Source organism: Paenibacillus phyllosphaerae (genome assembly GCF_014192105.1).
GTDB classification, from domain to species: Bacteria; Bacillota; Bacilli; order Paenibacillales; family Paenibacillaceae; genus Paenibacillus_Z; species Paenibacillus_Z phyllosphaerae.
On sequence record NZ_JACHXK010000014.1, the window covers coordinates 146,084 to 169,869 of the forward strand.

A 23,786-nucleotide genomic window follows, 5' to 3' on the forward strand; every position below is an offset into this window, starting at 1 on the left:
GGTACGATTTTCATTAAATCCACAAAAATTGCAACCTGTTGTAACCTTTTCGAACCAAGGTGCGTCAGAAGGACAAATCGATTGAACAGATGAGAGGTGCGGATGACGATGAACAAACGGAATTGGATGATTGCGATCACAGCTGCAGGGGTACTGACGACGAGCGCCGTCGCAGGCGCAAGTTCGGTAGTCGAGAAGGTAAGCGGCCTTCTGCGCGGGGATGTGACGGTAACGGTGAACGGCGAGGAAACTTCGCTTCACCCGGTATATATTAACGGCAAAGCGTACTTGCCGGTCCGCGATACGGCGGAAGCGCTCGGTTATGAATTGAGCTGGAGCGGCAAGCAGCTGCAGCTGAGCAATGCCGCCGAAGAGGAAGAAGCGGATCTTGCGACTATCTCCGGCGTAATCACGAGCGTTACGCCGACGGATGATGGCTATCGCTTGGATGTGATCGGCCACGGGACGAATACGTGGATCCTGCTGACCGCGGACAAAGATACGGTGCTGACCGATGCCGAAGGCAAGAAGCTGGCTGCTAAGGACTTGAAGGCAGGCATGCAGATCATCGCCGAATACGGTCCGATCGTTGCGCTCAGCTACCCGGGCCAATCGCACGCGGCAACGATTCAAGTCCAGGCGCAGCGTCTCGTGAAAGAAGAACCGGTATACGCCGTTACGAAGACGGACGACGGCTGGCAAGTGCAATTCGCCGAGCTGAAGGACGGCGTGGAGACCCCAACGCTTACGCTCAATGCAGGCAAAGAAACGATGGTCGTTAACGCCGAAGGCCAGCCGGTAGACTGGTATCAGATCAAACCGGGCACGAAGGTTCGCGCTTACTATGGCCCGATTATGACGAAGAGCCTCCCGCCGCAGAGCCCGCTGTACGTGCTCGTTGTACTGCAAGACATGCCTGACGCCGAGAGCGTGAAGGAATACCGCAGCCTCGCATGGACTTTCGTGCCGGAAGAGCAGAAATCCCACCTGACGACCAAACAAGACGAAGCGCAAGTGGTGTATGCGGATGCCAACAGCGCGGGCATCTTGCCGGCAGACGACAAGCAAAAGAAAGCGTTGGCTGAACTGGCCGCAAACGGCAGCAAAGTAATCGCGGTCACGTACAATACCGACCAGGATGCATTGCTCGGTCCGCTTACGGTAGTCATCAACCCGGAAACCAAAGAATTGATCGGTTACTTCATGCGCATGTAACGATAGACAGAGCAAGAGGCTGTTCCATAAGGGTTCAATTTCACTCTTGTGAACCCTTAATAGCTCAATTGGAACAAAAAAGTGATCGAGCAGGTCTTAACCTGCACGGTCACTTTTTCTATTTTATCCGTTCCAGCTTTTCGCTTGTAATGGCTGTGGCTTCTCCAAGCTAACGGAGATCTAGGCTATTACGTGCAGCCTCCTGTTTCTCGGCTTCTTCGATCGTCGCGAACAAAGTCTGCACATATTCTTGCAGCCTCATTTTATGTTTGATGACGGCCTTGCCCCAGACAAATGCGTACCGATTCGCATTGGCTTCAATCGATTTTAAAATTTGAAGGTTAACCCCAAACGGAGCAGGTCAATGATTCTGGAGAAGCGCTAGCGGTCGCCTTTGTGAGGGGAATTCCCACTTTAGCCTATTCATTCAAGGAATCCCCGAACAACAGCGAGCGGAAGAACATTTGACTGCACAGTGAATTTGGTAACCTATCCTGATTTAAAAAATGAACCGGGGCCGTCCCAACCGTCATCTTTGACTAGAAGATCCGACGCCTACCTTAGCTTAAGCGCATTCAGCCAACACTCACTTGACACTGCCTTCGCATTCGTATACATTTGTATACACAACAACATTCGTATACAATCGTATACGGACGAAGGAGGACCACAACCATGCGAGAAGGCAAACATGGACATAGAGGACATCATGGGCATCACGGACATGGAGAAGGACGAGGCCGCGGCGAGCACCACCGGATCAAGAGCGCGCAGACCTTCCGCCGCGGACGGGCGATACATTTTCTCGAGAAATTGCATCTCAAACGGGCAACGCTGCTGCAACAGCTGAATCAACCGGAATTCGATTCGATCAAGCAGGTCATCAGCGGAGAATTGAAAGCCGTGGACACGATCATTCAGGAGTTTATCCATACGTTCGAATTGCACGAGATGCCTGCGGAAAGCGACGATGCAAGCGATACGCCTAGCGAGGCGGGCGACACGAAACCAACCGAGGGAGAGGAAGAACAAGATGAGCGTCATTGAGATCATGAAGACCCGCAGAACGATTAAAGCGTTCGGGCCGCGGCCGATCGAGGAACAGGACCTGCAAGCATGGCTGACCGCTGCCAGCTTCGCGCCGAATCACCGGATGAATGAGCCGTGGGAACTGCTCGTCGTCGGGCCGGAGACAAGAGCCAAATTGAACCACAAGACCGATTTCGGCCACGCGCCGGTCGTGCTTGCGGTCTTGTCCAAGCCTGCCCCGACGGCATTCGAGCGTGACGAGAATGTGATGGCCGTCTCCTGCTTCGTCCAGAACCTCCTGCTCGCCGCCCACGAAGCCGGCGCAGGCGTCTATTGGGCTTCGCTTGGCGCCCTTCCCCACAATCGCGCGATCCTCGGCGTTCAGGAAGGCTACGATGTAATCGGCGTCCTCGGGATCGGCTATCCGGAGGATGTGCCTGCAGCGAGAGCTCGAACGCCGATCGACTCTAAACTTACGTATTTGGCCTAACTCCCCTTATCCCATAATTAGAAGAGGCAACTCCGACCCTGTCTAGGGCTGGAATTGCCTCTTTTCGCTAGCTCTGGATCAGCCTAGCTTCAGCTTCTTCTTCCGCCGGCTCCACAGCTTCTCCAAGTAATACACGATCACTACGAATACGGCCAGGATACCGAAATAAGTGGCCAGCACTTGGAACGCGTTGGCGCTTCCGCCATGCCCTTCTTGACCGCCCCGGAACCCGCCTTCGAAACCGGCGCGTCCTTCAGGCCGTCCCTCTTGTCCCTCTGCCGCGTCTTCGTCCGGCATAACGCGTTCACCCTTCTCTCCTTCAAACGACGGACGGCCTCCCATACCCATCTGAGATCCGCCGCCAACAATGCTCACCGCCGAGGAGACGCGCTGGACGAAGCTCGTCTGATTCATCTCGTACACGCCGAATACGAGGATAAGAATAGCGGCTGCCTTGGCGATATAACTCAACCAGACTTGTCCCTTAGAAGAAGGCGCAAGCCGTTGAACCACTGTCATGACCCATTTCCAATGCAGGCCGATGTGGACGCCGACCGTGATCAAGGTCACGAATGACAACGAAATATGCGTAACCTTAAACCAGGCCTGATCGCCGACGTTCATGCCGGGGAAGAGAATACGGGAGATGAACACGCCGGATACGATAATCGTCGTCATCGAGATCAGCAGCAGTACGTTCAGGATATAGCCGAATCGGGTTAACGCCGGCATCTTCCGGTCGAACAGCTTCAACGTCATATTTTTCACCCAACGCCAGTTCAATGCGATATGCGCCAGGAATGCGCCTCCTATAATTGTGCCGGTCCATTCGTGAAAGCTTAACCCGCCGAGCACCTGCTTATTGAATAGCAGCGCAAATGCGATTCCCATTAACAGGTCCAACGTCAGCTTGATGTAGTTGATTTTCTTCTTCACGCCTCTTGCCTCCATCCTCCATGTTCGATCGTTCGCGAATACCGTTTAAGTATAGAGCGCCAATGTCACAGTTTTTTTACAGCTTGTTCAACGTTGCTTGTCTGAATATCAACGGATGTTTACTTGCTTTTGCGCAGGAGGATGGGTAATGTTGTGGGTAAAATCGAAATGATCCGCAGGTGATTGCATGGTTCAAATTTTAATAGCGGATGATGACGCGCGCATGCGAAAACTGCTTAAGGATTTTCTGACCCGCCAAGCTTATACCGTCCATGAAGCCCGCGACGGGAACGAAGCCATGCTTCAATTTCAGCAGATCAAGCCGCTCGACCTCATCATTCTCGATATTATGATGCCCGGAATCGACGGTTGGGAAGTTTGCCGCAAAATCAGGCAGCAATCGGATGTTCCGATCCTTATGCTGACCGCTAAGGAAGAAGAGTACGATCAACTATTCGGCTTTCAGCTTGGCGCCGACGATTATGTAACCAAACCCTTCAGCCCCTCGATCCTGGTGGCGCGGGTAGCCGCGTTATTGAAACGAACGAAGATGAAGTCCGAGCAGCCAAGCGCCAAGGAATGGATGAGGCAAGGACTGCACGTGAAGCTGTCGGCCGGGAAAGTGTGGGTGGACGGGCAGTTAGTGGATTTGAGCCCCAAAGAATATGACTTGCTCATCTACTTCATCCATAACGAGGGACTTCTGCTATCCAGAGAGCAGCTGCTCGAGAATGTGTGGGGTTACGACTACTTCGGAGATGTACGTACCGTCGATACGCATATGAACCGGCTGCGGCTGAAGATCTCGCCTTACGATACATTCATCCATACCATCCGGGGCAAAGGCTACCGATTCGAGGGCTATGATGAAAAATAAGCCGATTCGCATTCAATTTCTGCTCGTCTTTCTCGCATTTCTCATCCTATTGTTCGGCTTGATTTCGTTATCGAACATCTTTCTGCTCAAGCCGTTCTACGTATGGACGAAGACGGAGCAGCTCAAGTCCGTCAGCCGCCATTACGACGATGTCGCCGTCGACCCGCAGAACCAGGAGTTCTTAAGACTGATCGAAAAAACGCAATACCGGGACCAAGCGGCTGTCGACGTGTTCGACGCGGAGGATGAACTTATTTACTCTTCCATCCGTAACTCCCGGGAGAATCGTCCGATGGATATCAGACCGATGTACAGCGATGAAGAACGGGGCAAGCTCCAGGACGGCCGAATCCTCGTCAAGCAAATCTACAATCCGCATCATAACCAAACGCTGATCGTGGTCTCCAGACTACTGCCGGGGGGCGAAATCTTGTCCCTAAGCTCCGCTATGGCAGCCATCGAGCAAAGCGTCGCCATCCTCAACGAATTCTTGCTCATCGTCCTGTTGCTCTTCGTGATCTTAGTGTGGATCTGCGCGAGGAGGTTTGCCGACTACTTCTCCAAGCCGATCGTCACGCTGCAGCAAATGACGAACCGGATGATTCAATTCGATTTCAGTCAGCAATGGCATGAGAGCCGCCGCGACGAGCTCGGCAATCTGGGAACGAACATGAATAAGTTGATGTTAATCATCGGGAACTTCATAGAAGAGTTGAAGGGCAAGAACGAGCTCCTCGAATCCGAGCTCGAGAGGAAGAACAAGCTAGATCGGATGCGCAAGCAATTCGTCTCCAATGTATCTCATGAGCTGAAAACGCCGATCGCGCTGATCCAAGGCTATGCGGAGGGACTTCGCGTCGATGTGAACACCGACAGCGCCAGTCGTGAAGAATACTGCGACGTGATTATGGACGAGGCAAGAAAAATGAACGAGCTTGTCCGGGAGCTGCTCCTGCTGTCGCAGCTAGAGCTCGGCCAAGATGCGCTGAGCATCGAGAGGTTCGATATCGCAAGCGGCCTGCGGACCGCCGCAACCCGCTTCCGACATTTGTCGGCTAACCGGGAAATCGCCTTTGAGCTGAACGTGCAGGAGGATGCCGCCGAGGTCATCGGCGATAGGAATAAGATTGACCAAGTCATCGCCAACTATTTATCCAACGCGTTGTATTTCGTCAATGAGCAGAAGCGCATTCGCATTGCGACCGTACGGGAGGGCGAGCGTATCCGCGTATCGGTTTATAATACGGGACCTCATATACCGGAAGATGAAATGGACCAGATCTGGACCAGCTTTTATAAAGTGGATAAAGCCCGTACGCGAGGTGAAGGCGGGACTGGCCTTGGCTTATCCATCGTTAAGCGAATTATGGATCTCCACCATATGCCCTTCGGTGCCGCTAACGTGCACGACGGGGTCGTCTTCTGGTTCGAACTGCCTCTAGCTGCGTAAGAACATCGCAAGGAGAGGCAGCAACGATAGGAAAGCCTGAATGAACGAGAGACGGTAGCCCATCGGGCTGCCGTCTCTTTTGTCTACCCGCTCCAGTCAAGGGAACAGGATGCTCTTCCTTAGTCCACCTTAGCGCCATAGGCGATGGCCAGCATCACCGCTTGCTCCCGATCCATCCGGAGCCCTTTGACCTCGAATGCTTTGAGATCGACGCCTTTCAGCTGCGCCCCTCTTATGTCGGTGCCCGCAAGCTTCGCCTTGGCGAGCGATGCTCCGGTCAGGTCGCTGTCCCTAAGGTCTGCCTTCTCCAGGTTTGCGCCCAGCAAGTCCGCTTCATAGAATTTCACGCCCCGCAGATCCTGCCGGACCAATCGGGAATTCCGCAAGTTGGTATAGGACCAATCCCCTCCGGCAATCGTAATGCCATCCATATTCGCGTTCGTGAAATCCGATCCGGTCATTTTGCAGGCATCGAATTTGGCGACGAACAGATTGGCCCCGCTGAAGTTGCAATTCTCGAATGCCGACTCTTTGTGAATCGATCCGTTCAACAGCGCTCCGCGAAAGTTGCAGTTGATAAACCGGCAATTCTCGGAGGTGATCTCCTCCAGCGATCCATTGGCAAAGGTGCAGTGGTCGAAGGTACAGCTGATGAGCTCGCCAAACCTCAAATCTTGTGCGCCGAAATCGACGCCTTCATAATGCTGGCTGCTGTATTGAAACATGGGCTTGCCTCCATAAGACATATAAAATTTCGATTGTATCAGGACTGATCTCGTATCGATCTTTTTCACTATAGCACACGGCTGTCAAGAACCTGCCTGTCTCTAGCCTAAAGTCAAGCACTATATATTTAAATACGAAAAATCCTGCCCCGTTCCCGGGACAGGATTCATGCTTGCCTGCTGCACATATGTCAGCTGGAAAGGCTTAGCTTGCTGTTCCTGTTGTCGCGCTTTGCTCGCTGGTTGGCGCACTGCCTGGGGCTCCGCTAGGCGCTTCGCCGCCCGGGAAACCTTCGCCTTGAGCCGGTCTTTCGCCGCGAGCGCCGCCTCCCATACCGCGTCCGCCGCCGCCGCCGAATCCGCCGCGGCCGGTGTTGGCCGTCGTTACGCCGGACTCGTTCACATACGTCACTTTGTCGCCCATCGCGAAGGTAACCACCTTCGTGCTGCCGCTAACCGTGCCGCCTTCGTACAAGCCATCTGTAGCCGTGCCGCTCGCAGTACCGCCTGTCGAGAACGTGTAATTCTCGCCGCTCTTCAGCGCTGCCGAAGAAATAACGATGCTATTGAACGTTTTCGTAGGTTGGAACGCTGCGACGACCGCACCCGTGCTGTCTGTCAAGGTAACGAGCGTCCCCGCTTCCAGCGTGCTTGGGAATGTCATCATTACAGCCAGCTGCGAAGAAGTTTCGGATGGCGCCTGCGCCATGCCCGAGCTGCCCGCTGCAATCAGCGTGCCGCCGGATTGTTCGAAGGTACCGTTGTAATCAAGCGGACCGTTACCGGAATTCGTCGGACCGTTGACGAGCGCGGTGCCGCCTGTCATAACCATGTTGCCGTTGGAATCCAGTCCGTCACCTGTCGCGTCGACGACGAGGTAACCGCCGCTAATGGTCAGCATGCCGTCTGTAGCCGCGAACATGTCGCCGCCCGCTGCGCCGGATGCGTCATTGCCGCCGCCGACGTTCACGCCGTCATCGCTTGCAACGACATGGATGTCGCCGCCGGAGATTGTAATATTCGCGCTCTCGATGCCTTCATAGCTCTTCGTAATTTGAATGGTACCGCTCGAGATGGCAAGTGCCGTATCCGAGTGAATACCGTCGTCCCCGGAGGCAACACTATATTCGCCGCCCGCAATCGCGATATTCGCGTTACTATGAATGCCGTCGTCCGCCGAGTCGATCTTGAACGTACCGGCCGTAATCGCAACGTTGGCCGTTGCTTTCAACCCTTTGGCGCTCGTGGACTCTGTTTCTTCCGTAGTCGTTGTCGTCGTTGTCTGCTCCTGCGCCTGCTGGCCGAACCCGCCGCGCATATCGTCTTGGTGCGTCTTCGTCGACTTCGCGCTGCCGCCGCCGGATACGATATCGAACGTGCCGCCGCCGATCAGAAGCGAAGATGCTGCCTGAATGCCGTCGTTCACGGAAGTCAGGTCGAACGTGCCGCCCGCAATCGCAATATAACCTTTGTCCGCATCGGTGTCATTCGTCGTCTTCATGGCGTCACCGCCTGCGTCAACCGTGATCGTACCGTCTTTGACCGCCAGCAGATCTTTGCCGACAATCCCGTCATCAGCCGCCTTCACGACGATCGTGCCGCTCATGATCTTCAGATCGTCTTTGCTCGTGATGCCGTCATTCGCATTGCCTTGCACCGTCAGTTTACCGGCGCCGTTAATCGTCAGATCGCCCTTGCTGTACAGCGTTGCCGTCGGCGCTTCGTCGGATGTGTCGGAGTAGGTCGCGCCGTCCGTCAGCGCATTATCGGTTCCCTCTTGCAGCGTAACGATCACCTTGCCGGCTTCGATCACTTGGATGGCTGGTCCGTCATTGTTCGTAATCTGAGCGCCGTTCAGCACCACATGCACGTCATCGTCTTCCGTCACATTGATGACCAGCTGGCCGTCTGCGATCGTGCCGCTGACCACGTAAGTGCCCGCAGCAGAGATGGTCACGACGCCGCTCTCGGCCTTCGCTCCTTCTCCCGTCACGCTGGCGCCGGAAGCGCTCAGCGCGATCATCGTCGAGCTATCTTGGCTCCATGCCGTAAGCGTATCGTTCTCCTCGAAGTCTGCCTGTTCGTTAACATCTTGTCCAGCCAGCTGCAGATCGGCCGTGTTGGCCGTCGTGCTCGCTTGGTCTGTGCCGGCCGTCGTTGCCGTAGTGGACGTATTCACGGAAACCGTAGATTCCGTCGTGCTTGTATTGGAGCTGCAGCCAGCGGCTGCAAGCATGGTGCTAAGGAGCAGAATCGTCAGTAATTTGCCTTTATTCGATTTCTTCATAAGAAGTCATCCTCTCATTAATATTCCGGTTGTACGGTCGGGCTCATGGTCAATGTGATATCGAGATTGCCATTCCGGGTACGGACGGCGTCTAGCAGTTCTTTTTGGTTCGTCTCCGGCCGCAACTTCACCGCGTAGACCAGTTCATACAAGCTTCCTAGTTCCGTCGTGCGAACTTTCCTGAGTTCATACTCAATGTTGAACTTCTTGAAGATTTCATCGAATGCTTCTTCGTAGCCTAAGCTTTCTGGAATCGTAACTTTGAGCGTCTTCACGGTATCTTTATGAGCGCCGAATTTGAATGCCTTCAGGACGAACATGAGCAAGCACAATACGACTGTGAACAATATCGCGTAACCATAAGCGCCTACGCCGCAAGCAAGGCCGGCTGCCATCGAGAACAGAACGTACGAGATGTCTTTGGAATCACCGGGCGCGCTTCGGAACCGGATGATGGAGAAAGCGCCGGCGAGACTGAATGCGCGGGCAATGTTGCTGCCGATGAGCAGAATGATGATGGCGACGATCGTTGGCAGTACCATCATCGTGAGCGTGAAGCTCGGAGAATACTGCGGCTGCGTCTTCATATACGTCCAGCTGATCACCCCGCCAAGAAGGATGGCGATGGCAAAGGACAGAAGTGCATGCGTGACGGTTAATTCCGTTACTGTTGTGGAGGAGAAGAGTTGTTCGATCATAGGATGATAAGCTCCCTTTCTTGTTGAAGTTGAATGTCTTTATTGGTGTTGTCAGTGTGAATCGAGTTGCGAATCGACTTCTTATATTCATTGCCGTACTTCGAGAAGCTCGTCCGGTACATCTCATGTTCGGACAAGAGCCTTGCGAGCCAGACCGGCACCGTCTTCTCCGCTTTCACTTCCATCAGCCATTGGCCTTTCTCCATCAGCTGTTCGCCGTGGTCGCCGGCCTCCAGCTTCAGATCGTAGCGGCGGTGCCTTATATTCGTGTCGAAGGAAATCCGCAGATCCCGGTTGCCTTTCGCGAACATCGCGATCCGGTCGTAAGCCAGATACGTCATCGGCTCCAGCTCATAGCGCGAGAGGAAATATTCAATCTCCGCAATAACCTGCTTGTTCATGCCTTCGCGGAACGCCGGCGGCTTGCCGGTTCTGACGAATTCATAAGCTTCTTGCAGCTTTAGCGCCGTCCGCCGTTTGTTGACGAGGCCGAACACTTTCTTCTTCAGCTCCAAGTAGACTTTCGCGTCCGGGGCCGGTACGCCGTATGCCCGAACCCGCAATTTTTCCTTATACTTCGGTTTCGACAGGCTGTTACGGATCAAGGTATGATGCTCAGTATCGAAGTACAAATTACTGATGGAGTAGAACTTGTTATCTTTGTTGTGCGCATCCGGCTCCATATATTCCGTCAGGCGGTTATATAAATTGTAGAAAGCCTTGGTGTCCATCAAGTATTTGTTCTCATAGCGGTTAAACACTTCAATCGCCATGCGGCTCGCGCCCCTTTCGTTCAATCGTTGTCGCTGTTCTTCATGTCTGTATCTTACGAAGCGAACCTTTAACGAAACTTAAATTGTTAAGGGAGTGTAAAATCTTTTTGTGAGGGAGCGGAATGCTGCTTCGGCTATAATAGTAGAAACACGAAGCTGAACCTTCGCTTAAGGTTGATTAAAGGTTTCGTTCCTACAATGGAGACATGAAGATCGAAAGGGGACTTACGCCTATGCGAATACTAATAGTGGAAGACGAGGTTAATCTGGCGGAGGCTCTGTCGCAAATACTAAAGCAGCAGAATTACACGGTCGATGTCGTGCATGACGGGGAGGCCGGCCTGGATAATGCGCAGACCGGAATCTATGACTTGATCCTGCTTGATATCATGCTGCCCGGTATGGACGGCATCACCATATTGAAGACCATTCGGAACCAGGAGATCTCGACGCCGGTCATTATGCTGACGGCCAAAGGCGAGACGCCGGATAAAATAGCAGGTCTGGATTATGGCGCCGATGACTACGTTGCCAAGCCATTCAATACAGGAGAGTTGCTGGCGCGAATTCGGGCCGCGACGCGGCGCAAGGGCGAGGTTATGCCGGAAGATGGATTGAAGTTCGGCGATATTGAGCTCAATGCGACGAATCTGAAGCTGACCTGCAGAGGGAAAGAACTGAAGCTCATCCTGAAGGAGAGCCAGCTCCTCGAGCTGATGATGACGAGGAAGCAGGCCGTAACCTCGAAGGAGCAAATTATCGAGAAGCTATGGGGCTTCGACTCGGAAGCCGAACATAACAATGTGGAAGTGTACATCTCGTTCTTGCGCAAAAAACTAACCTTCCTCCAGTCTTCGGTTCGTATCAGTACGATTCGAGGCGTAGGGTATGTGCTCGAGGAGGGAGCGAAATGATGTTCAACAAACTTCGTAACCGGTTCCTGCTGATGAACATGGTCATCATTACGATTATCATGCTCGTGGCGTTCGGAACGATTTATACCATCACCTACCGGAACGTCTACAAAGAGATTAATATGGATCTACACCGCATGGCGGAACCGAACCGCAAGATGGAAGCGCCTGGCGGAGTCAACGGTGCTGGTGGAACAGGAGTCAATGATCGGCTTGGATCCGCTAATCCGGACGCAGCGGATAGCATGGCTAATCTCGATGGGACGCCTAAGCTGGATGGAGATTTTCCCGGAGGAGGTCATGACCGCGCCATCGCTTTCATCCTGAAGACGGATGAGAATTGGTCGATCACGGAGACGAATTCCCGCTTCGATATGGGCAGCGAGGTGTACGCGGCCGCCTTGGAAGAAGCCAAGGCGCACCCGGTGGATTTCGGCCAAGTGACCATCGATGGGACGCGCTGGGCTTACAGCGTGCAGCCGGATTTGTCCGGCACCGGCTATTCGGTCTTCTTCATGGATGTCAACGCGCAGCAGAGCATCTTGAATAATCTCACTTATACGTTCTCCGCTGTTGCGCTCGCCATGCTTGGGGTCATCTATCTCGCAAGCCGCTATTTCGCCGGCCGTTCGATCAAGCCGGTGCGGGAAGCGTTCGAGAAGCAGAAGCGGTTCATCGCCGATGCCTCGCATGAGCTGAAGACGCCGCTTGCGGTCATCAATACGAACGCCGACGTGCTGCTCGCGAACGGTCAGGATACGATTAACACTCAAGCCAAGTGGCTGCATCATATCAAGTCGGAGACCGAACGGATGAAGACGCTCACGAACGATCTGCTCTACCTCACCGAGATGGACGACGCCAGAACGCGCATGCTGCACGTCCCATTCGACTTGAGCGAAGCGATCGACAGCATCATTCTGACGATGGAAGCCGTCATCTACGAGAAGGATCTCACGCTCGATTACGAGATCGAGCCGAACCTGACGGTAAGCGGCAGCAGCGAGCAGATGAAGCAAGTGGCGATGATTCTGCTGGACAACGCGATCAAATACTCGAATCCGCAAGGAACGATCCAGGTTACGCTCAAACGGCACCACGGGCACATTCAGCTTACCGTCTGCAATACCGGGGCTGGCATTCCCGCCGAGCATCTGGACAAAATCTTCGACCGCTTCTACCGCGTCGATTCCTCCCGCGCCCGGAAGAACGGCGGCTACGGCCTCGGCCTTGCCATCGCCAAATCGATCGTCGAACAGCACAAAGGCAAGATTAGCGCGAAGAGCGTGCCGAACGAGAAGACTACGTTCGTGGTGCAGTTGGACTAAGGGCGCTGCCCTTTGTAATCCCCCTTGTTATGTTGCCTCCCCCACCCCTCCAACGGAGGGGATGCAAGGGCCACGGCCCTCTGCACACCCGTAATGGGCGTGACTCGATACGCGGCCGTCGTTGATGTGTCCTTTCTAAGGTGGCCCGCTTTTGTCCGCTGTGGATTGATAGAGCTCAATCCGCTGTGGACAAAGCTCTTGGTTCGAGCTTCGTTCGCCACGTTGTGCCTTGGGAGGAGACATCGACGTATAGCGGAATGCATTACATCGTGCTAACCCTCGCTTTCGTCCGCTTGGCGCGGACACGCTTTACTTCATTCTTTAGAGCATAGCAAAAGCTCCTGCCATCTTGACGATGGCAGGAGCTTTTGCTTCTATAGATACGTTATTCTGCCGCAACCGCATACGGCTGAATCGTTCGAATCGTGCCGTCTTCGTTGTACGTCAGCTCGGTCATTTTTACGCTGCGCTTGTTGTCCGCACCGCCTGACAGGGAGCTGTCATGGTAGAACAGATACCATTTGTCCTGGAATTGCACGATCGAATGATGCGTCGTCCAGCCGAGGACCGGCTCGAGGATCGTGCCTTGGAAGACGAACGGCCCTTTCGGGTTGTCGCCGATCGCGTAGACGATCTTATGGGTCGTTCCCGTGGAATAAGAGAGATAGTACTTCCCGTTATAGCGATGCATCCACGGTCCTTCGAAATAGCGGCGGTCCTCGTCGTCTGCCGTAATCGGATTGCCAGCATCGTCGACGATGGCAATCTCTTGCGGGTTCTCGATGAAGGTGAGCATATCTTCGCTCAGCTCGGCGACGCGCGGTCCGTAGGCAGGCTGCCCCTTCGCAGGTTCGGCGCCTTCCGGATCGTATTCGCCCGTCTGCCACTTCTCCAGCTGTCCGCCCCACAAGCCGCCGAAGTACATATAGGCCCGGTTATCTTCGTCGACCAGCACGGCAGGATCGATGCTGAAGCTGCCCGGAATGTAATTCGGCTCCGCCTTGAACGGGCCTGCCGGCGATGCGCTCGTCGCCACGCCGATCCGGAAGATTCCGTCATGGTCTCTAGCCGGGAAGAACAGATAATACGTATCGTTCTTGTATGCGGCATCCGGCGCCCACATCTGCTTGGACGCCCACGGGACATCGTTCACATGAAGCGCCTGGCCATGGTCGGTGCAAGGCGCTTCGGCATGCTCCATCGACAACACATGGTAGTCCTCCATGTCATACTGGTCGCCATTGTCGTTGGAGGCGTTGTCTCGATCCAGGTCATGGGACGGATAGATATAGATTCGGCCCTCGAATACATGAGCCGAAGGATCGGCGGTATAGATGTGCGTGACTAGCGGCTGACTCGCTTTCGCTGGTTCGGTCATTGGTAGAGAGCTCCCTTCATCGTTTTGAAGCCATGTGAACCGTTCCTGCATGAACTGTCACATGGCTTCCTGAATCAAACTGCTATTTATACGCCCGAGTATGCCATGAATCCGCCGTCGACCGGCACCGTAATGCCGGTGATGAAGCCGGAGACGGAATCGTCGGCGAGCCAGAGCAGCGTGCCGAGCAGATCCTCGGGCTTGCCGAATCGGCGCATCGGCGTATGGGTGATGATCTTATGCGAACGTTCGGTGAGCGAGCCGTCCTCATTCGTCAGCAGCTTCCGATTCTGCTCCGTCAGGAAGAATCCAGGAGCGATCGCGTTCACTCGTATGCCGGATTCGGCCATATGGACGGCGAGCCATTGGGTGAAGTTGTCGATGGCCGCCTTGGCCGCACTGTACGCCGGCACCTTCGTCATCGGGCTCGGCGCGCTCATGGACGAGACATTGATGACGACCGCGCCCTGCTTCTCCACCATACCGCGCGCGAATACTTGCGTCGGGATCAGCGAGCCGAGGAAGTTCAGGTTGAACACATGCTCGACCCCTTCGCGGGTGAGATCGAAGAACGTCGCTACGCCATCCTCTTCCAGATGTTCGGGCTTGAACGTCTCATACGTCGTAATGCCTTTGGGATGATTGCCGCCGGCGCCGTTAATCAGAATATCGCAGCTGCCCAGACTTTCCCGGACGATGCGCTCCGCTTCCTGCACGCTCGCTTGGTTCAGCACGTCGCAGGCCACCGCGATCGCTTCGCCTCCGGCTGTCCGGATCGCGTCCGCAACCTGTTCGCCCTTCTCCGCCGTCCGGTTCAGGATGGCTACTTTCACGCCCTGCCTGCCGAGCTCAATCGCCATCGCCGAACATAATACGCCGCTTCCGCCGGTGACGACCGCTACTTTCCCTTTCAAATTCGCATGCAATGGCAGCATTACGCTTCCCTCCTCGCCGCTCTCGCCGCCGCATCCCAGACGCCCCACAGGTACATGATGCCGAGCGCGCGGTCATACAGGCCGTAGCCCGGTCTGCAAACCTCGTTCCAGATATGACGGCCATGGTCCGGGCGGGCGTAGCCTTCGAATCCGGTATCGTGATAAGCCTGCACGATGCCCGTAATGTCGACCGTACCGTCGCTCGTCCGATGGGACGTCTCGATAAAGTCGCCGTTCGGGTACACTTTCACGTTGCGGATATGCGCGAACGGAATACGGCCGGCGAACTCATGGACCATCGCGACGAGGTCGTTCTCCGGATTCGCGCCGAGCGAACCGGAACAGAGCGTGACGCCGTTGGAAGGACTGTCGACAAGCTCCAGGATGCGCCGGATATTCGCTTGGCTGGTCACGATCCGAGGCAGCCCGAATACCGAATACGGCGGATCGTCCGGGTGAATCGCCATCTTGATGCCGTGCGCTTCGGCAACCGGCACGACTTCGCGGAGGAAGTAACCGAGATTCTCGAACAGCTCTTCCTCCGTTACCTGCTGATACTGCTCAATGAGCGGACCTACGCGCTGCAGCCGCTCCGGCTCCCAGCCCGGCATCGTGAAATCTGGATTCTCCGCGATGCTGCGCACGAGCTCTTGCGGTTCCATCGCCGCGATTTTGGCCTTATCGAAGAACAGCGCCGTCGAACCGTCTTCCATCTCCTTGTACAGATCGGTCCGCATCCAGTCGAATACCGGCATGAAATTGTAACAGATCGTCTTCACGCCCACGGTCGCCAGTTTCGCGATCGTCCGCTTGTAATTCTCGATATAGTGGTCCCGCGTCGGCAAGCCCAGCTTAATGTCCTCGTGGACGTTCACGCTCTCGACGACTTCCAGATGAAGGCCGTATTCATCGGAGAGCTTCTTGTATTCGAGGATTTTGTCCATCGGCCACTCTTCGCCTGCCGGCATATCGTGAAGCGCCCATACGATGCCTTCTACGCCCGGGATTTGCTTGATCTGCTGCAGCGTAACCGAGTCATTGCCTTCTCCATACCAGCGGAATACCATTTTCATAGGGTAACGCCCCTTCCATGTGAACGTTTTCTATTGCATCTCTACTTCCTGGCTTTATACTAACTTAAGAGCGTCTATTTCGCATCCGCTCGTCCACCTTCACGTTACGGGGGAATACGCCAATGACGTTCATCGCCAACTTCGGCCTTACCGATATGCCCTTATATTTCGCCTACAAGCGCACGAGCACCAGCGAGACCGAATTCCAAGGCACGTTCCATGCCCATCAGGGCGTCGAGATCCTCATTGTTCATGAGGGCAAAGGGACGCTCATAATCGATCAGCGAAGCTATGAGCTTCAGCCCGGTCTGGTCTGCGTGTTCCAGCCTTACCAGCTGCACCATATTCAGGTGGAGCTTAGCGAGAATACGCCTTTCATCCGAACCATTATCCACTACGAGCCGGCACGATACGAGTCCTTCCTCGATCAGTGGCCCGCCCTGCAGGGGTTCTTCAAGCACATCCACAAAGGAAAGCTACCGGCGCATATTTGGCATGAAGCGGAACTTGCGCCATTGAGTTTCCTGCTCCGCGATCTGGACGAACGGCTGCCCGGCCTGTCGAAGGATCAATATATGGAGGAGTCCTCGCTCTTCATCGTCAGCTTCTTCCGCGCGTTCAAGCAGCTATGGGACAAGCAGCATAAAGGTGCGGCAGGCAAGCAAGAGCTCCGCAAGCCCCATCAGGCGGAACGAATTCTCGAATGGCTCGAGGGCCACTACAAGGAACCGCTGAGGCTTGAACTAATGAGCAAAGACCTGCATCTGTCCACCTATCACTTGTCTCATCTGTTCCGCGAATGTACCGGAAGCAGCATCTCCGACTACCTTACGGCCAAGCGCATGCAGCAGGCCGTGTTGCTCTTGCTGTCGACCGATAAAGCGGTCTCCCTCATTGCCGAGGAGGTGGGAGTCGTAAGCACGTCTTACTTCTGCAAAGTATTCAAAGACTACTTCGGGCTGCCCCCTTACCGGTACCGGAAGCAGTGGCGCGACCGAAACCTGTTAGAAGGCTGACTTCTCTTCCTGCCGACAATTCTAACAAATCCGCCTGCGCATTTGTGAATCGATATTGCGTAAAAATAGCACTAGATTGCGGCTTCTTGGCAGCCTTTACATCGCCAGGCAGCAGGCACTTAAGCGCCGTGCGGTTTCAACCCTCGCGGCGCTTTGGCGTCGTATGCTATTCCGCTTGCTGCATGCCGCATAACCGCAATGTACTGACAATTTGTCGCGGCTTGCAGTCGCCATCGATCCCATGGCGGCGAACCTAATAGATCGTCCGTCCCCGCTCATCGGCAATGCCGCTCTTACGATAGAAATACGTATTGATGATATCGCGCCATTCCTTCGCATGTGCGGCTTGCTCGGAGAATCTGGCTTGGGCAAGCCGGTAGAGTTCCTCGTTCACCAGGCCCGTAAGTGACTGCCACTTCCGGACAAGCCCTTCCGCTCGTTCCGCCCCGTCGAAATGCGTGTCATAGATATGCTGAACCACCGTAATCCCGCTATGCAGCCGGTGCGTATAAGGTACATGATGGAAGAACAGGAGCAGCTCATCCGGGCAGCGCTCGAGCGACTCATATATCGCCGCGTTTTCCCCAATATATTGCCCTGCGTAGCCGGTCCCCGATTGGACCGTGCGATTGACCCCAATACCATCCCGATCGGCAAAATGGTACGTTCCCCATCGGTCATACTCATAGCCGTCCACGTTCGGTCCGTAATGGTGGTTCGGATTCACCATCCAGCCGACGCCGAGCGGCGCCGTGTACGATTCGTAGATATCGAGCGACGCCATCAGCATCTCGCATACCGTATCGATAACCGCTTCATCCGGGCCTATCGCTTGTGCCGCCCACTCGCGGGCAATCTCCTCCGCCGTCAGCTCCGGATTCCAGGCCAGCCGTCCGTAACCGTACAGATTCGCCTGCGCCAGCGGATGTCCCGTCCAGTTCGCGTCCGATCCGATGTTGGACACGGCCGCGAAACCGCCCAGTTCCCTGCCGTACACCGATCCATCGACGATGCGCTTCACCGGGGAAGCCGCGCCTTGGGCCAGCGTCTGGAAATCGAGCACCGTTCGCCACTGCGGAACGAGGTAACAGAGATGCCGCTGCTGACCGGTGTATTCCTGCGTAATCTGGAATTCGATGAGCTGATTCGTATGCTCCATGGCGCCGAGCAGGGGCGAGACCGGCTCCCGCACTTGGAAGTCCATCGGCCCGTTCTTGATCTGCAGCAGCACGTTCGGGTGGAATGCGCCATCCAGCGGCATGAAGTGGTCATAAGCCGCACGCGCGCGGTCGGTCGTGCGGTCCCGCCAATCTTGCTTGCAGTTGTAGACGAAACACCGCCAGATGACGAGCCCGCCGTAAGGCGCGAGCGCCTCCGCCAGCATATTGGCGCCATCCGCATGGTCACGGCCGTACGTGAACGGCCCGGGACGGTTCTCCGAATCGGCCTTCACCAGGAAACCGCCGAAATCCGGGATCGCCGCATAGATGTCCGCCGCACGCGACTTCCACCATTCCCGTACTTCAGCGTCCAGCGGATCTGCTGTCTGCAGGCCGCCAACCTCAATGGGACTCGCGAAGTTGATGCTGAAGTACAGCTTGATGGCGTAGCGGCGGAGGATCGCGGCCAGCTCCGCAATGCGCGGCAGATAGGCCTCGGTAAGGAACATCGTCTCCAGCCGATGGACGTTTACGTTGTTGATCGCGATCGCGTTCACCGAGGTCGAGGCGAGCAATCTGGCGTAATCTTGGATGCGCTCGGAATCGTACGAGATCTCGTTATTGGCATAGAAAATCGACTGGCCGGCGTAACCGCGCTCGATGCTGCCGTCGATATTGTCCCATTGGTTGATCATGCGCAGACCGTTCGCCGGCTTCTCGACGATATCGCTGTCGGCAGGAGCGTTGCCGAGCGCCAGAAGCCGCAACAGATGGAAGGCGCCGTACAGGACGCCGGCTGATGTATTAGCCCCAATGACCGTGATGTCCCCGACTGTCCGGATGACGAAACCCTCCATACTCAGCCGCTCAACAGCATCGCCGCATAGAAGCCGTACCTCTTCATTGCCCTTGAACGTCCCGATCCGAATGCCCTTCCCGGTGATCGGTTCCTGCTCCTTCGAGACTTGCACTGCTTCGCCTCGCAACCCGCCGATGCCGCGGACGAGCTCGGAGACGGCGGCTTGCACCGTCTCCTCCTGCTCGCATGACGCGATCCACCGGTAATTCGCGGCTTCCCGCTTCGCTTCATCTGCCAAAGGATGATACGCTAGCCAAGCTTGGTAACCGAATTGCTCGTTTATCGTCTGCTGACTCATGACAAATCTCCTTATCTCTTGAATTGGAACCAGCCGAAATCGAAGTTGCTGCCCGGCAGGAACACGAAGGTCGCATGCTGCCTGCCCTTAATCGGACTAAGCTCGAATTCGCGTTGTTCATAGCCTTCCGTACGGGCAAATTCAATCAGCTGATTGCTCTCGCCGCCATCGCCGGACAAGCGGACATGGATCGTATTCTTGTCGATCGGCGACCGGCCGTACACCACAAGTCTGGAGGCGCCTTCTTCACCGAAATCTAAGCCCCCGAACTCGAGCGATACATTGTTGCCGATGCCTTCCACGCTCTCTGCCTGGACGGCGAACGAATCGCCGTAGATCCGGTCGCAATCCGCCGCGTTGTTCCGTACGAAGGCGCGATTGAGCGGCTCGAACGAGAAGCCTTTGATATGGATTTTCTTCTGCAGGACGAAACAGATCGACGTGATGCCGCGAAGCCTTTTGGATAACCGATACGTATCCTCTTGATACACGTTCCATCTGGATTCCTTCTGGTAGACGACGTCGGCGATCAGCTCGCTGCCCGCTTCGCCCGGCATCCCTTCCCAGATCTGCAGCTCGTAAGGCTCGCTCGACAGCGCGAAGATCGGCATCGTAATCCGGTCGGAACCGAGCGGACCAAAATCCAGATCGCGGAAACCGACTTGCGTCTCGCTGTCCCGGCTCGTCGCCACGCCGCGTTCGTTGCCGTTGCCGACTTCGCCCTTGCTGAAGTCATAGAGTCCTGCGGATACGAAGCTATACGGATCCTTATAGGCGGTCCCCAACCCCTCGACCCGAAATTCCAGCTGCGAGATGAGCTTCGTCTTGTCCGTACCGTTCTTGCTCATGCAGCGCACGCGGAAGTCGCCGTCGCCGAGAGCCGTAATTATCGCTTCCAGGCCAGATGCTTCGATCACGGCCAGATTGGATGGAATGCCCGCATCGTTCACGACCTTCCACTCGACTTCGCGATAGGAGGTATTGGCCGGGTGCAGTACCGCCTGCACGACCATCTCCCGCGCCGTCTCCGTGAAGAGCTGTCCGGATTCGCTTACGATCTCGATTTTGCGAAGGGGTATCTCGTCTTCGCTTCCCGTCACGCATGGCATCGCCTGATTGCTTGCCGTCGCCGTAATGCCGGACAAATCGCCATGGTATGGGGTTGATTCGACGACAATTGTTTCGGCAGACATCCCTTTGGAGCTGACTTCAATCCGAATCTCGCCCGGCTTCGTCGTTGCGCCGATGATCGCCATCAGCTTGCCGCTGAACAATCTGCGACTGGTCCCTTTATAAGGGTCGTAATCGGTACTGTCGCCATTGTCCAAGCCGAGCAGCCGACCTGCGCCGGTCACGTCGACGCGGACGCGGTTATTCGCATTCTCAACCGGATTGCCGGCCGGATCGTTCATCGTAATCGCGACATAGAGCACGTCGGTGCCATTGGACACGAGCGTCGTTTTGTCCGCCTCCAGGCTGATCGCGCTCGCATCGTCGAAGGAACGCTTCACCTCGGATGCTATGACCTGCCCGGCTTCGTCGTAGGCGATCGCTTCGAGCTCGCCCGCTTCATACGGCAGCTTCCACGTCGGAACGAGCTCGCGCCCATGCTGATGATCGATGTCCCGAACGCCCTGCGACACGCCGTTCAACCGAAGCTCGACGCGCGGCGCATTCGTCGCGACGCGGACATCGATCAGCTGTCCCGGGCTGAAATCCCAGTACGGGAAAAGATGTATCATCGGCTTAGCCTTGTAGTCCGTCCATGCCGCCTGATAGACGTAATACGCATCCTTCGGGAACGTCGCCGTGTCGATCTGGCCAAAATATGAATTTTTCGTATGATAAGGCGTAGGCTCGCCGATATAATCGAATCCGGTCCACAAGAATTGGCCGAGCGAGTAAGGCCTGTCGCGTTCCGCCAAGATGCACGCTTCCGCGGACTTCGCGCCCCAGCTCGTCGGACTGTTGCCGAGCGATGAGCATTGCTCGTCGTCATCGGTCAGGATCGAGCGCTCGAGCGGGAAGTGATAGACGCCGCGGCTCTGAACGACCGAGGACGTCTCGCTGCCGTAGATGATCCAATCGGGATGCGCCGCATGATGGGCGTCGTAATATTTTTCCGCATAGTTGTAGCCGGCTACCTTCACGATATCCGCGCACTTCTGCGCGTTCTCCCACGGCATGTAGTTCGAGCCGATGGTAATGGCCGCGTTGCCTTTCGGATCATGCTTCAGCACTTCCGCCATCAGCATGCGCGTCACTTCCTGCCCGCGCTCGTCGGCATGGGTGTCATAGATTTCGTTGCCGATGCTCCACATGATGAGGCTCGGATGATTGCGGTCCCGGCGCACCCAGCTCTCCACGTCGCGCGCTGCCCATTCGGGGAAGAATCTCGCGTAATCGTAAGGCGTCTTCGAACGCTCCCACATGTCGAACGCTTCGGAGACGATGAGCAGTCCCATCTCGTCGGCCAAGTCCATCAGCTCCGCAGCCGGCATATTGTGCGCGGTCCGGATCGCGTTGGCCCCCATTTCTTTCAGGATAAGCAGCCGTCTTCGCACCGCTTCCTTATTGAAAGCAGCTCCAAGCGCGCCCAGATCATGATGCTCGCATACGCCGTTCAATTTCATCCGTTGTCCGTTCAGCGAGAAACCTTCGTTCGGGTCCAGTCGGAATTCCCGGAAGCCGACAGGCTGCGTGATCGTCTCGATCAGCTCGCCGCCGCTTGCTTCATCAGGTGAACCTGCGCTCCGCAGCTCCGTAACCAATTGATAGAGATGGGGCGCTTCCGTGCTCCATAGGAGCGGATTCGCGACATGCAGCGTTAATCGATTCGTCGCTATCATGCCGTCTGTAGCCGTGAAACTGCCGGTAACATTGGCTATCTCCTGACCTTGATGGACTAACGAATGCGAGAGCGTAGCGCCCCCGGCCAGGCTGAGCGCCGTGTCGAGCTCGATCAGCCAGTTGCCGTCATCCTCCCGTTCGGTCGAGATGTAGACGCCATCCGTCTCGATATAATCGCGGCTTCTCGTCTTCAGCCACACGTTGCGGTAGATGCCTGCGCCGGAATACCAGCGGCTGTTGGGGCTTTCGTGAACGACCTTCACCACGATCTCGTTCTCCCCGTCGATGAGCGCATCCGTCATATCGTGCTCGAACGCGGAGTAGCCGTATTTCCACTCGCCGACCAACCGATCGTTCACGTAGACAGACGAATCCATGTAGACGCCGTCGAAAGCGAGCAGCAGACGATTGTCTCCTTTGGCACAAGTAAAGCGCTTACGATACCAGCCGATGCTGTCCTCATAGAGCTGCAGCGTGTCATAGATGAGCCAATCGTGCGGCAGATCGACCGGCGCAAATTGCAGGCCGGATGGGTCTTGGGCCGCAAGGCCGCTCTTGGCGAATGCCCATCCGTCATTAAACAACGTCTTGCTATTCATCGAAAGATCATCCCTTCAATGCGCCGACCAGCACGCCTTTCACGAAATATTTTTGCAGGAAAGGATAGAGCAGCAGGATCGGAGCCGTAGTTACGATAATGGCGGCGTACTTCAACGTCTCGGCGACGCTTTGACTATGCTGCAGCGTTGAGGTGCCGATCATGTTCGCATTATCATTGTCCAACAAGATGTTGCGGACGACAAGCTGTACGGGAAATAATTCCTGGTCGCGCAGGTAGATCATCGCGCTGAACCAGCTGTTCCAGTGGCCGACGCCGTAATACAGGATCATGACCGCGATGACCGGCATCGACAGCGGGATGAAGACCCGGAACAGTATCGTGAAATGCCCGGCGCCGTCTAGGAACGCCGACTCCTCGAGCTCCTTAGGCAGCGCTTGGAAGTAGGTTCGCATGATAATCAGATTGAAAGTGCTGACGGCCGAGGGCAGAATGAGCGCCCATAGCGTATTGAGCAGCCCGTAGGCTTTGACGATCAGGTAGAGAGGCACGAGCCCGCCCTGGAAGAACATCGTGAAGACGATGAAGAACATGATCGGTTTGCGCAGCAGAAGTCCGTCCCTCGACAGGAAATACGCGCCGAACGAGGTGAGCGACAAGTTGATGATGAGGCCGACGATCAGGACGAAAAACGTGTTTTTGAATGCCTGCAGGAACGTCTCGTTGCTGAATACCGCCTTATAGCCGTCGAGCGAGAAGCCCTGCGGCCACAACAGCACGCCGTCGAAGGCGATCAGACGGTTGCCGTCGCTCAGCGACGAGAACAAGATATAGAGCATCGGGTACAGCGTGGCGACCATCAAGATCAGCATGATCGTGACGTTGACGACGTCGAAAGCCCGTTCGCCGATAGAGATTTTGTTCATTGCGCTTTAC

Annotated in this window: 19 protein-coding genes; 8 read left to right on the forward strand and 11 right to left on the reverse strand. The window is 55.6% G+C overall.

Annotated elements, in window-relative coordinates; translation table 11 throughout:
* Window positions 1-108 precede the first annotated feature (108 nt).
* From FHS18_RS24095 to FHS18_RS24105, 3 genes are all read left to right on the forward strand, one after another.
* The gene (locus FHS18_RS24095) at window positions 109-1,215 is read left to right on the forward strand and encodes a stalk domain-containing protein (RefSeq protein ID WP_183602933.1); all 1,107 of its coding nucleotides are present in this window, start codon (window positions 109-111) and stop codon (window positions 1,213-1,215) included.
* Window positions 1,216-1,890: 675 nt separating this feature from the next.
* A complete protein-coding gene (locus FHS18_RS24100; protein ID WP_246427871.1) occupies window positions 1,891-2,262 on the forward strand; it encodes a hypothetical protein in 372 nt (123 codons plus the stop codon).
* On the forward strand, window positions 2,249-2,734 hold the full coding sequence (locus FHS18_RS24105) for a nitroreductase family protein (protein WP_183602934.1): 486 nt from the start codon (window positions 2,249-2,251) through the stop codon (window positions 2,732-2,734). The genes FHS18_RS24100 and FHS18_RS24105 overlap by 14 nt, the downstream gene beginning before the upstream one ends.
* Before the next feature lie 78 nt (window positions 2,735-2,812).
* Here FHS18_RS24105 and FHS18_RS24110 read toward each other — a convergent pair whose 3' ends face one another.
* Entirely contained in the window at window positions 2,813-3,670 is an 858-nt protein-coding gene (locus FHS18_RS24110) for a DUF4405 domain-containing protein (protein WP_343060657.1), read from the reverse strand.
* Between the two features lie 187 nt (window positions 3,671-3,857).
* Here FHS18_RS24110 and FHS18_RS24115 point away from each other — a divergent pair, with 187 nt between their 5' ends.
* Both FHS18_RS24115 and FHS18_RS24120 read left to right on the forward strand, forming a co-directional pair.
* On the forward strand, window positions 3,858-4,547 hold the full coding sequence (locus FHS18_RS24115) for a response regulator transcription factor (protein WP_183602936.1): 690 nt from the start codon (window positions 3,858-3,860) through the stop codon (window positions 4,545-4,547).
* Window positions 4,534-5,997, forward strand: a complete 1,464-nt coding sequence (locus FHS18_RS24120) for a sensor histidine kinase (protein WP_183602937.1) — start codon at window positions 4,534-4,536, stop codon at window positions 5,995-5,997. Before FHS18_RS24115 ends, FHS18_RS24120 begins: the two co-directional genes overlap by 14 nt.
* A 119-nt stretch (window positions 5,998-6,116) precedes the next feature.
* Here the strand turns inward: FHS18_RS24120 and FHS18_RS24125 are convergent, their stop codons facing one another.
* The 4 genes from FHS18_RS24125 to FHS18_RS24140 all read right to left on the reverse strand — a co-directional run bounded on the left by FHS18_RS24125 (window position 6,117) and on the right by FHS18_RS24140 (window position 10,480).
* The gene (locus FHS18_RS24125) at window positions 6,117-6,722 is read right to left on the reverse strand and encodes a pentapeptide repeat-containing protein (RefSeq protein WP_183602938.1); all 606 of its coding nucleotides are present in this window, start codon (window positions 6,720-6,722) and stop codon (window positions 6,117-6,119) included.
* 205 nt (window positions 6,723-6,927) lie between these two features.
* On the reverse strand, window positions 6,928-9,009 hold the full coding sequence (locus tag FHS18_RS24130; RefSeq protein ID WP_183602939.1) for a carbohydrate-binding domain-containing protein: 2,082 nt from the start codon (window positions 9,007-9,009) through the stop codon (window positions 6,928-6,930).
* A gap of 17 nt (window positions 9,010-9,026) precedes the next feature.
* A complete protein-coding gene (locus FHS18_RS24135; RefSeq protein WP_183602940.1) occupies window positions 9,027-9,707 on the reverse strand; it encodes a DUF4956 domain-containing protein in 681 nt (226 codons plus the stop codon).
* A complete protein-coding gene (locus tag FHS18_RS24140) occupies window positions 9,704-10,480 on the reverse strand; it encodes a polyphosphate polymerase domain-containing protein (RefSeq protein WP_183602941.1) in 777 nt (258 codons plus the stop codon). The genes FHS18_RS24135 and FHS18_RS24140 overlap by 4 nt, the downstream gene beginning before the upstream one ends.
* 233 nt (window positions 10,481-10,713) lie before the next feature.
* On the opposite strand from FHS18_RS24140, the gene FHS18_RS24145 reads away from it, so the two are divergent.
* Both FHS18_RS24145 and FHS18_RS24150 read left to right on the forward strand, forming a co-directional pair.
* The gene (locus tag FHS18_RS24145) at window positions 10,714-11,394 is read left to right on the forward strand and encodes a response regulator transcription factor (protein WP_183602942.1); all 681 of its coding nucleotides are present in this window, start codon (window positions 10,714-10,716) and stop codon (window positions 11,392-11,394) included.
* Window positions 11,391-12,722, forward strand: coding sequence for a sensor histidine kinase (locus FHS18_RS24150; protein ID WP_343060658.1), 1,332 nt, complete (start codon window positions 11,391-11,393; stop codon window positions 12,720-12,722). The genes FHS18_RS24145 and FHS18_RS24150 overlap by 4 nt, the downstream gene beginning before the upstream one ends.
* A gap of 385 nt (window positions 12,723-13,107) precedes the next feature.
* On the opposite strand, the gene FHS18_RS24155 is transcribed toward FHS18_RS24150, so the two are convergent.
* The 3 genes from FHS18_RS24155 to uxuA all read right to left on the reverse strand — a co-directional run bounded on the left by FHS18_RS24155 (window position 13,108) and on the right by uxuA (window position 16,108).
* A complete protein-coding gene (locus tag FHS18_RS24155; protein ID WP_183602943.1) occupies window positions 13,108-14,100 on the reverse strand; it encodes a glycoside hydrolase family 43 protein in 993 nt (330 codons plus the stop codon).
* 86 nt (window positions 14,101-14,186) lie between these two features.
* Window positions 14,187-15,035 (reverse strand): SDR family oxidoreductase, encoded by an 849-nt coding sequence (locus FHS18_RS24160; protein WP_183602944.1) that lies wholly within the window; start codon window positions 15,033-15,035, stop codon window positions 14,187-14,189.
* A complete protein-coding gene (gene uxuA, locus FHS18_RS24165; RefSeq protein WP_183602945.1) occupies window positions 15,035-16,108 on the reverse strand; it encodes a mannonate dehydratase in 1,074 nt (357 codons plus the stop codon). The genes FHS18_RS24160 and uxuA overlap by 1 nt, the downstream gene beginning before the upstream one ends.
* Window positions 16,109-16,230: 122 nt before the next feature.
* Between uxuA and FHS18_RS24170 the strand changes: the two genes are divergently transcribed.
* Entirely contained in the window at window positions 16,231-17,124 is an 894-nt protein-coding gene (locus FHS18_RS24170) for an AraC family transcriptional regulator (protein WP_183602946.1), read from the forward strand.
* Window positions 17,125-17,377: 253 nt separating this feature from the next.
* Here the strand turns inward: FHS18_RS24170 and FHS18_RS24175 are convergent, their stop codons facing one another.
* The 3 genes from FHS18_RS24175 to FHS18_RS24185 are packed head-to-tail and all read right to left on the reverse strand — an operon-like array spanning window position 17,378 to window position 23,776.
* Window positions 17,378-19,441 carry an alpha-glucuronidase family glycosyl hydrolase gene (locus tag FHS18_RS24175; protein WP_183602947.1) on the reverse strand — a complete coding sequence of 688 codons (2,064 nt, stop codon included), beginning with the start codon at window positions 19,439-19,441 and terminating at the stop codon, window positions 17,378-17,380.
* Between the two features lie 11 nt (window positions 19,442-19,452).
* Window positions 19,453-22,890, reverse strand: coding sequence for a glycoside hydrolase family 2 TIM barrel-domain containing protein (locus FHS18_RS24180; protein WP_183602948.1), 3,438 nt, complete (start codon window positions 22,888-22,890; stop codon window positions 19,453-19,455).
* A 7-nt stretch (window positions 22,891-22,897) separates the two neighbouring features.
* Complete coding sequence (locus FHS18_RS24185; RefSeq protein ID WP_183602949.1) at window positions 22,898-23,776, reverse strand: carbohydrate ABC transporter permease; 879 nt, start codon at window positions 23,774-23,776, stop codon at window positions 22,898-22,900.
* Window positions 23,777-23,786 lie beyond the last annotated feature (10 nt).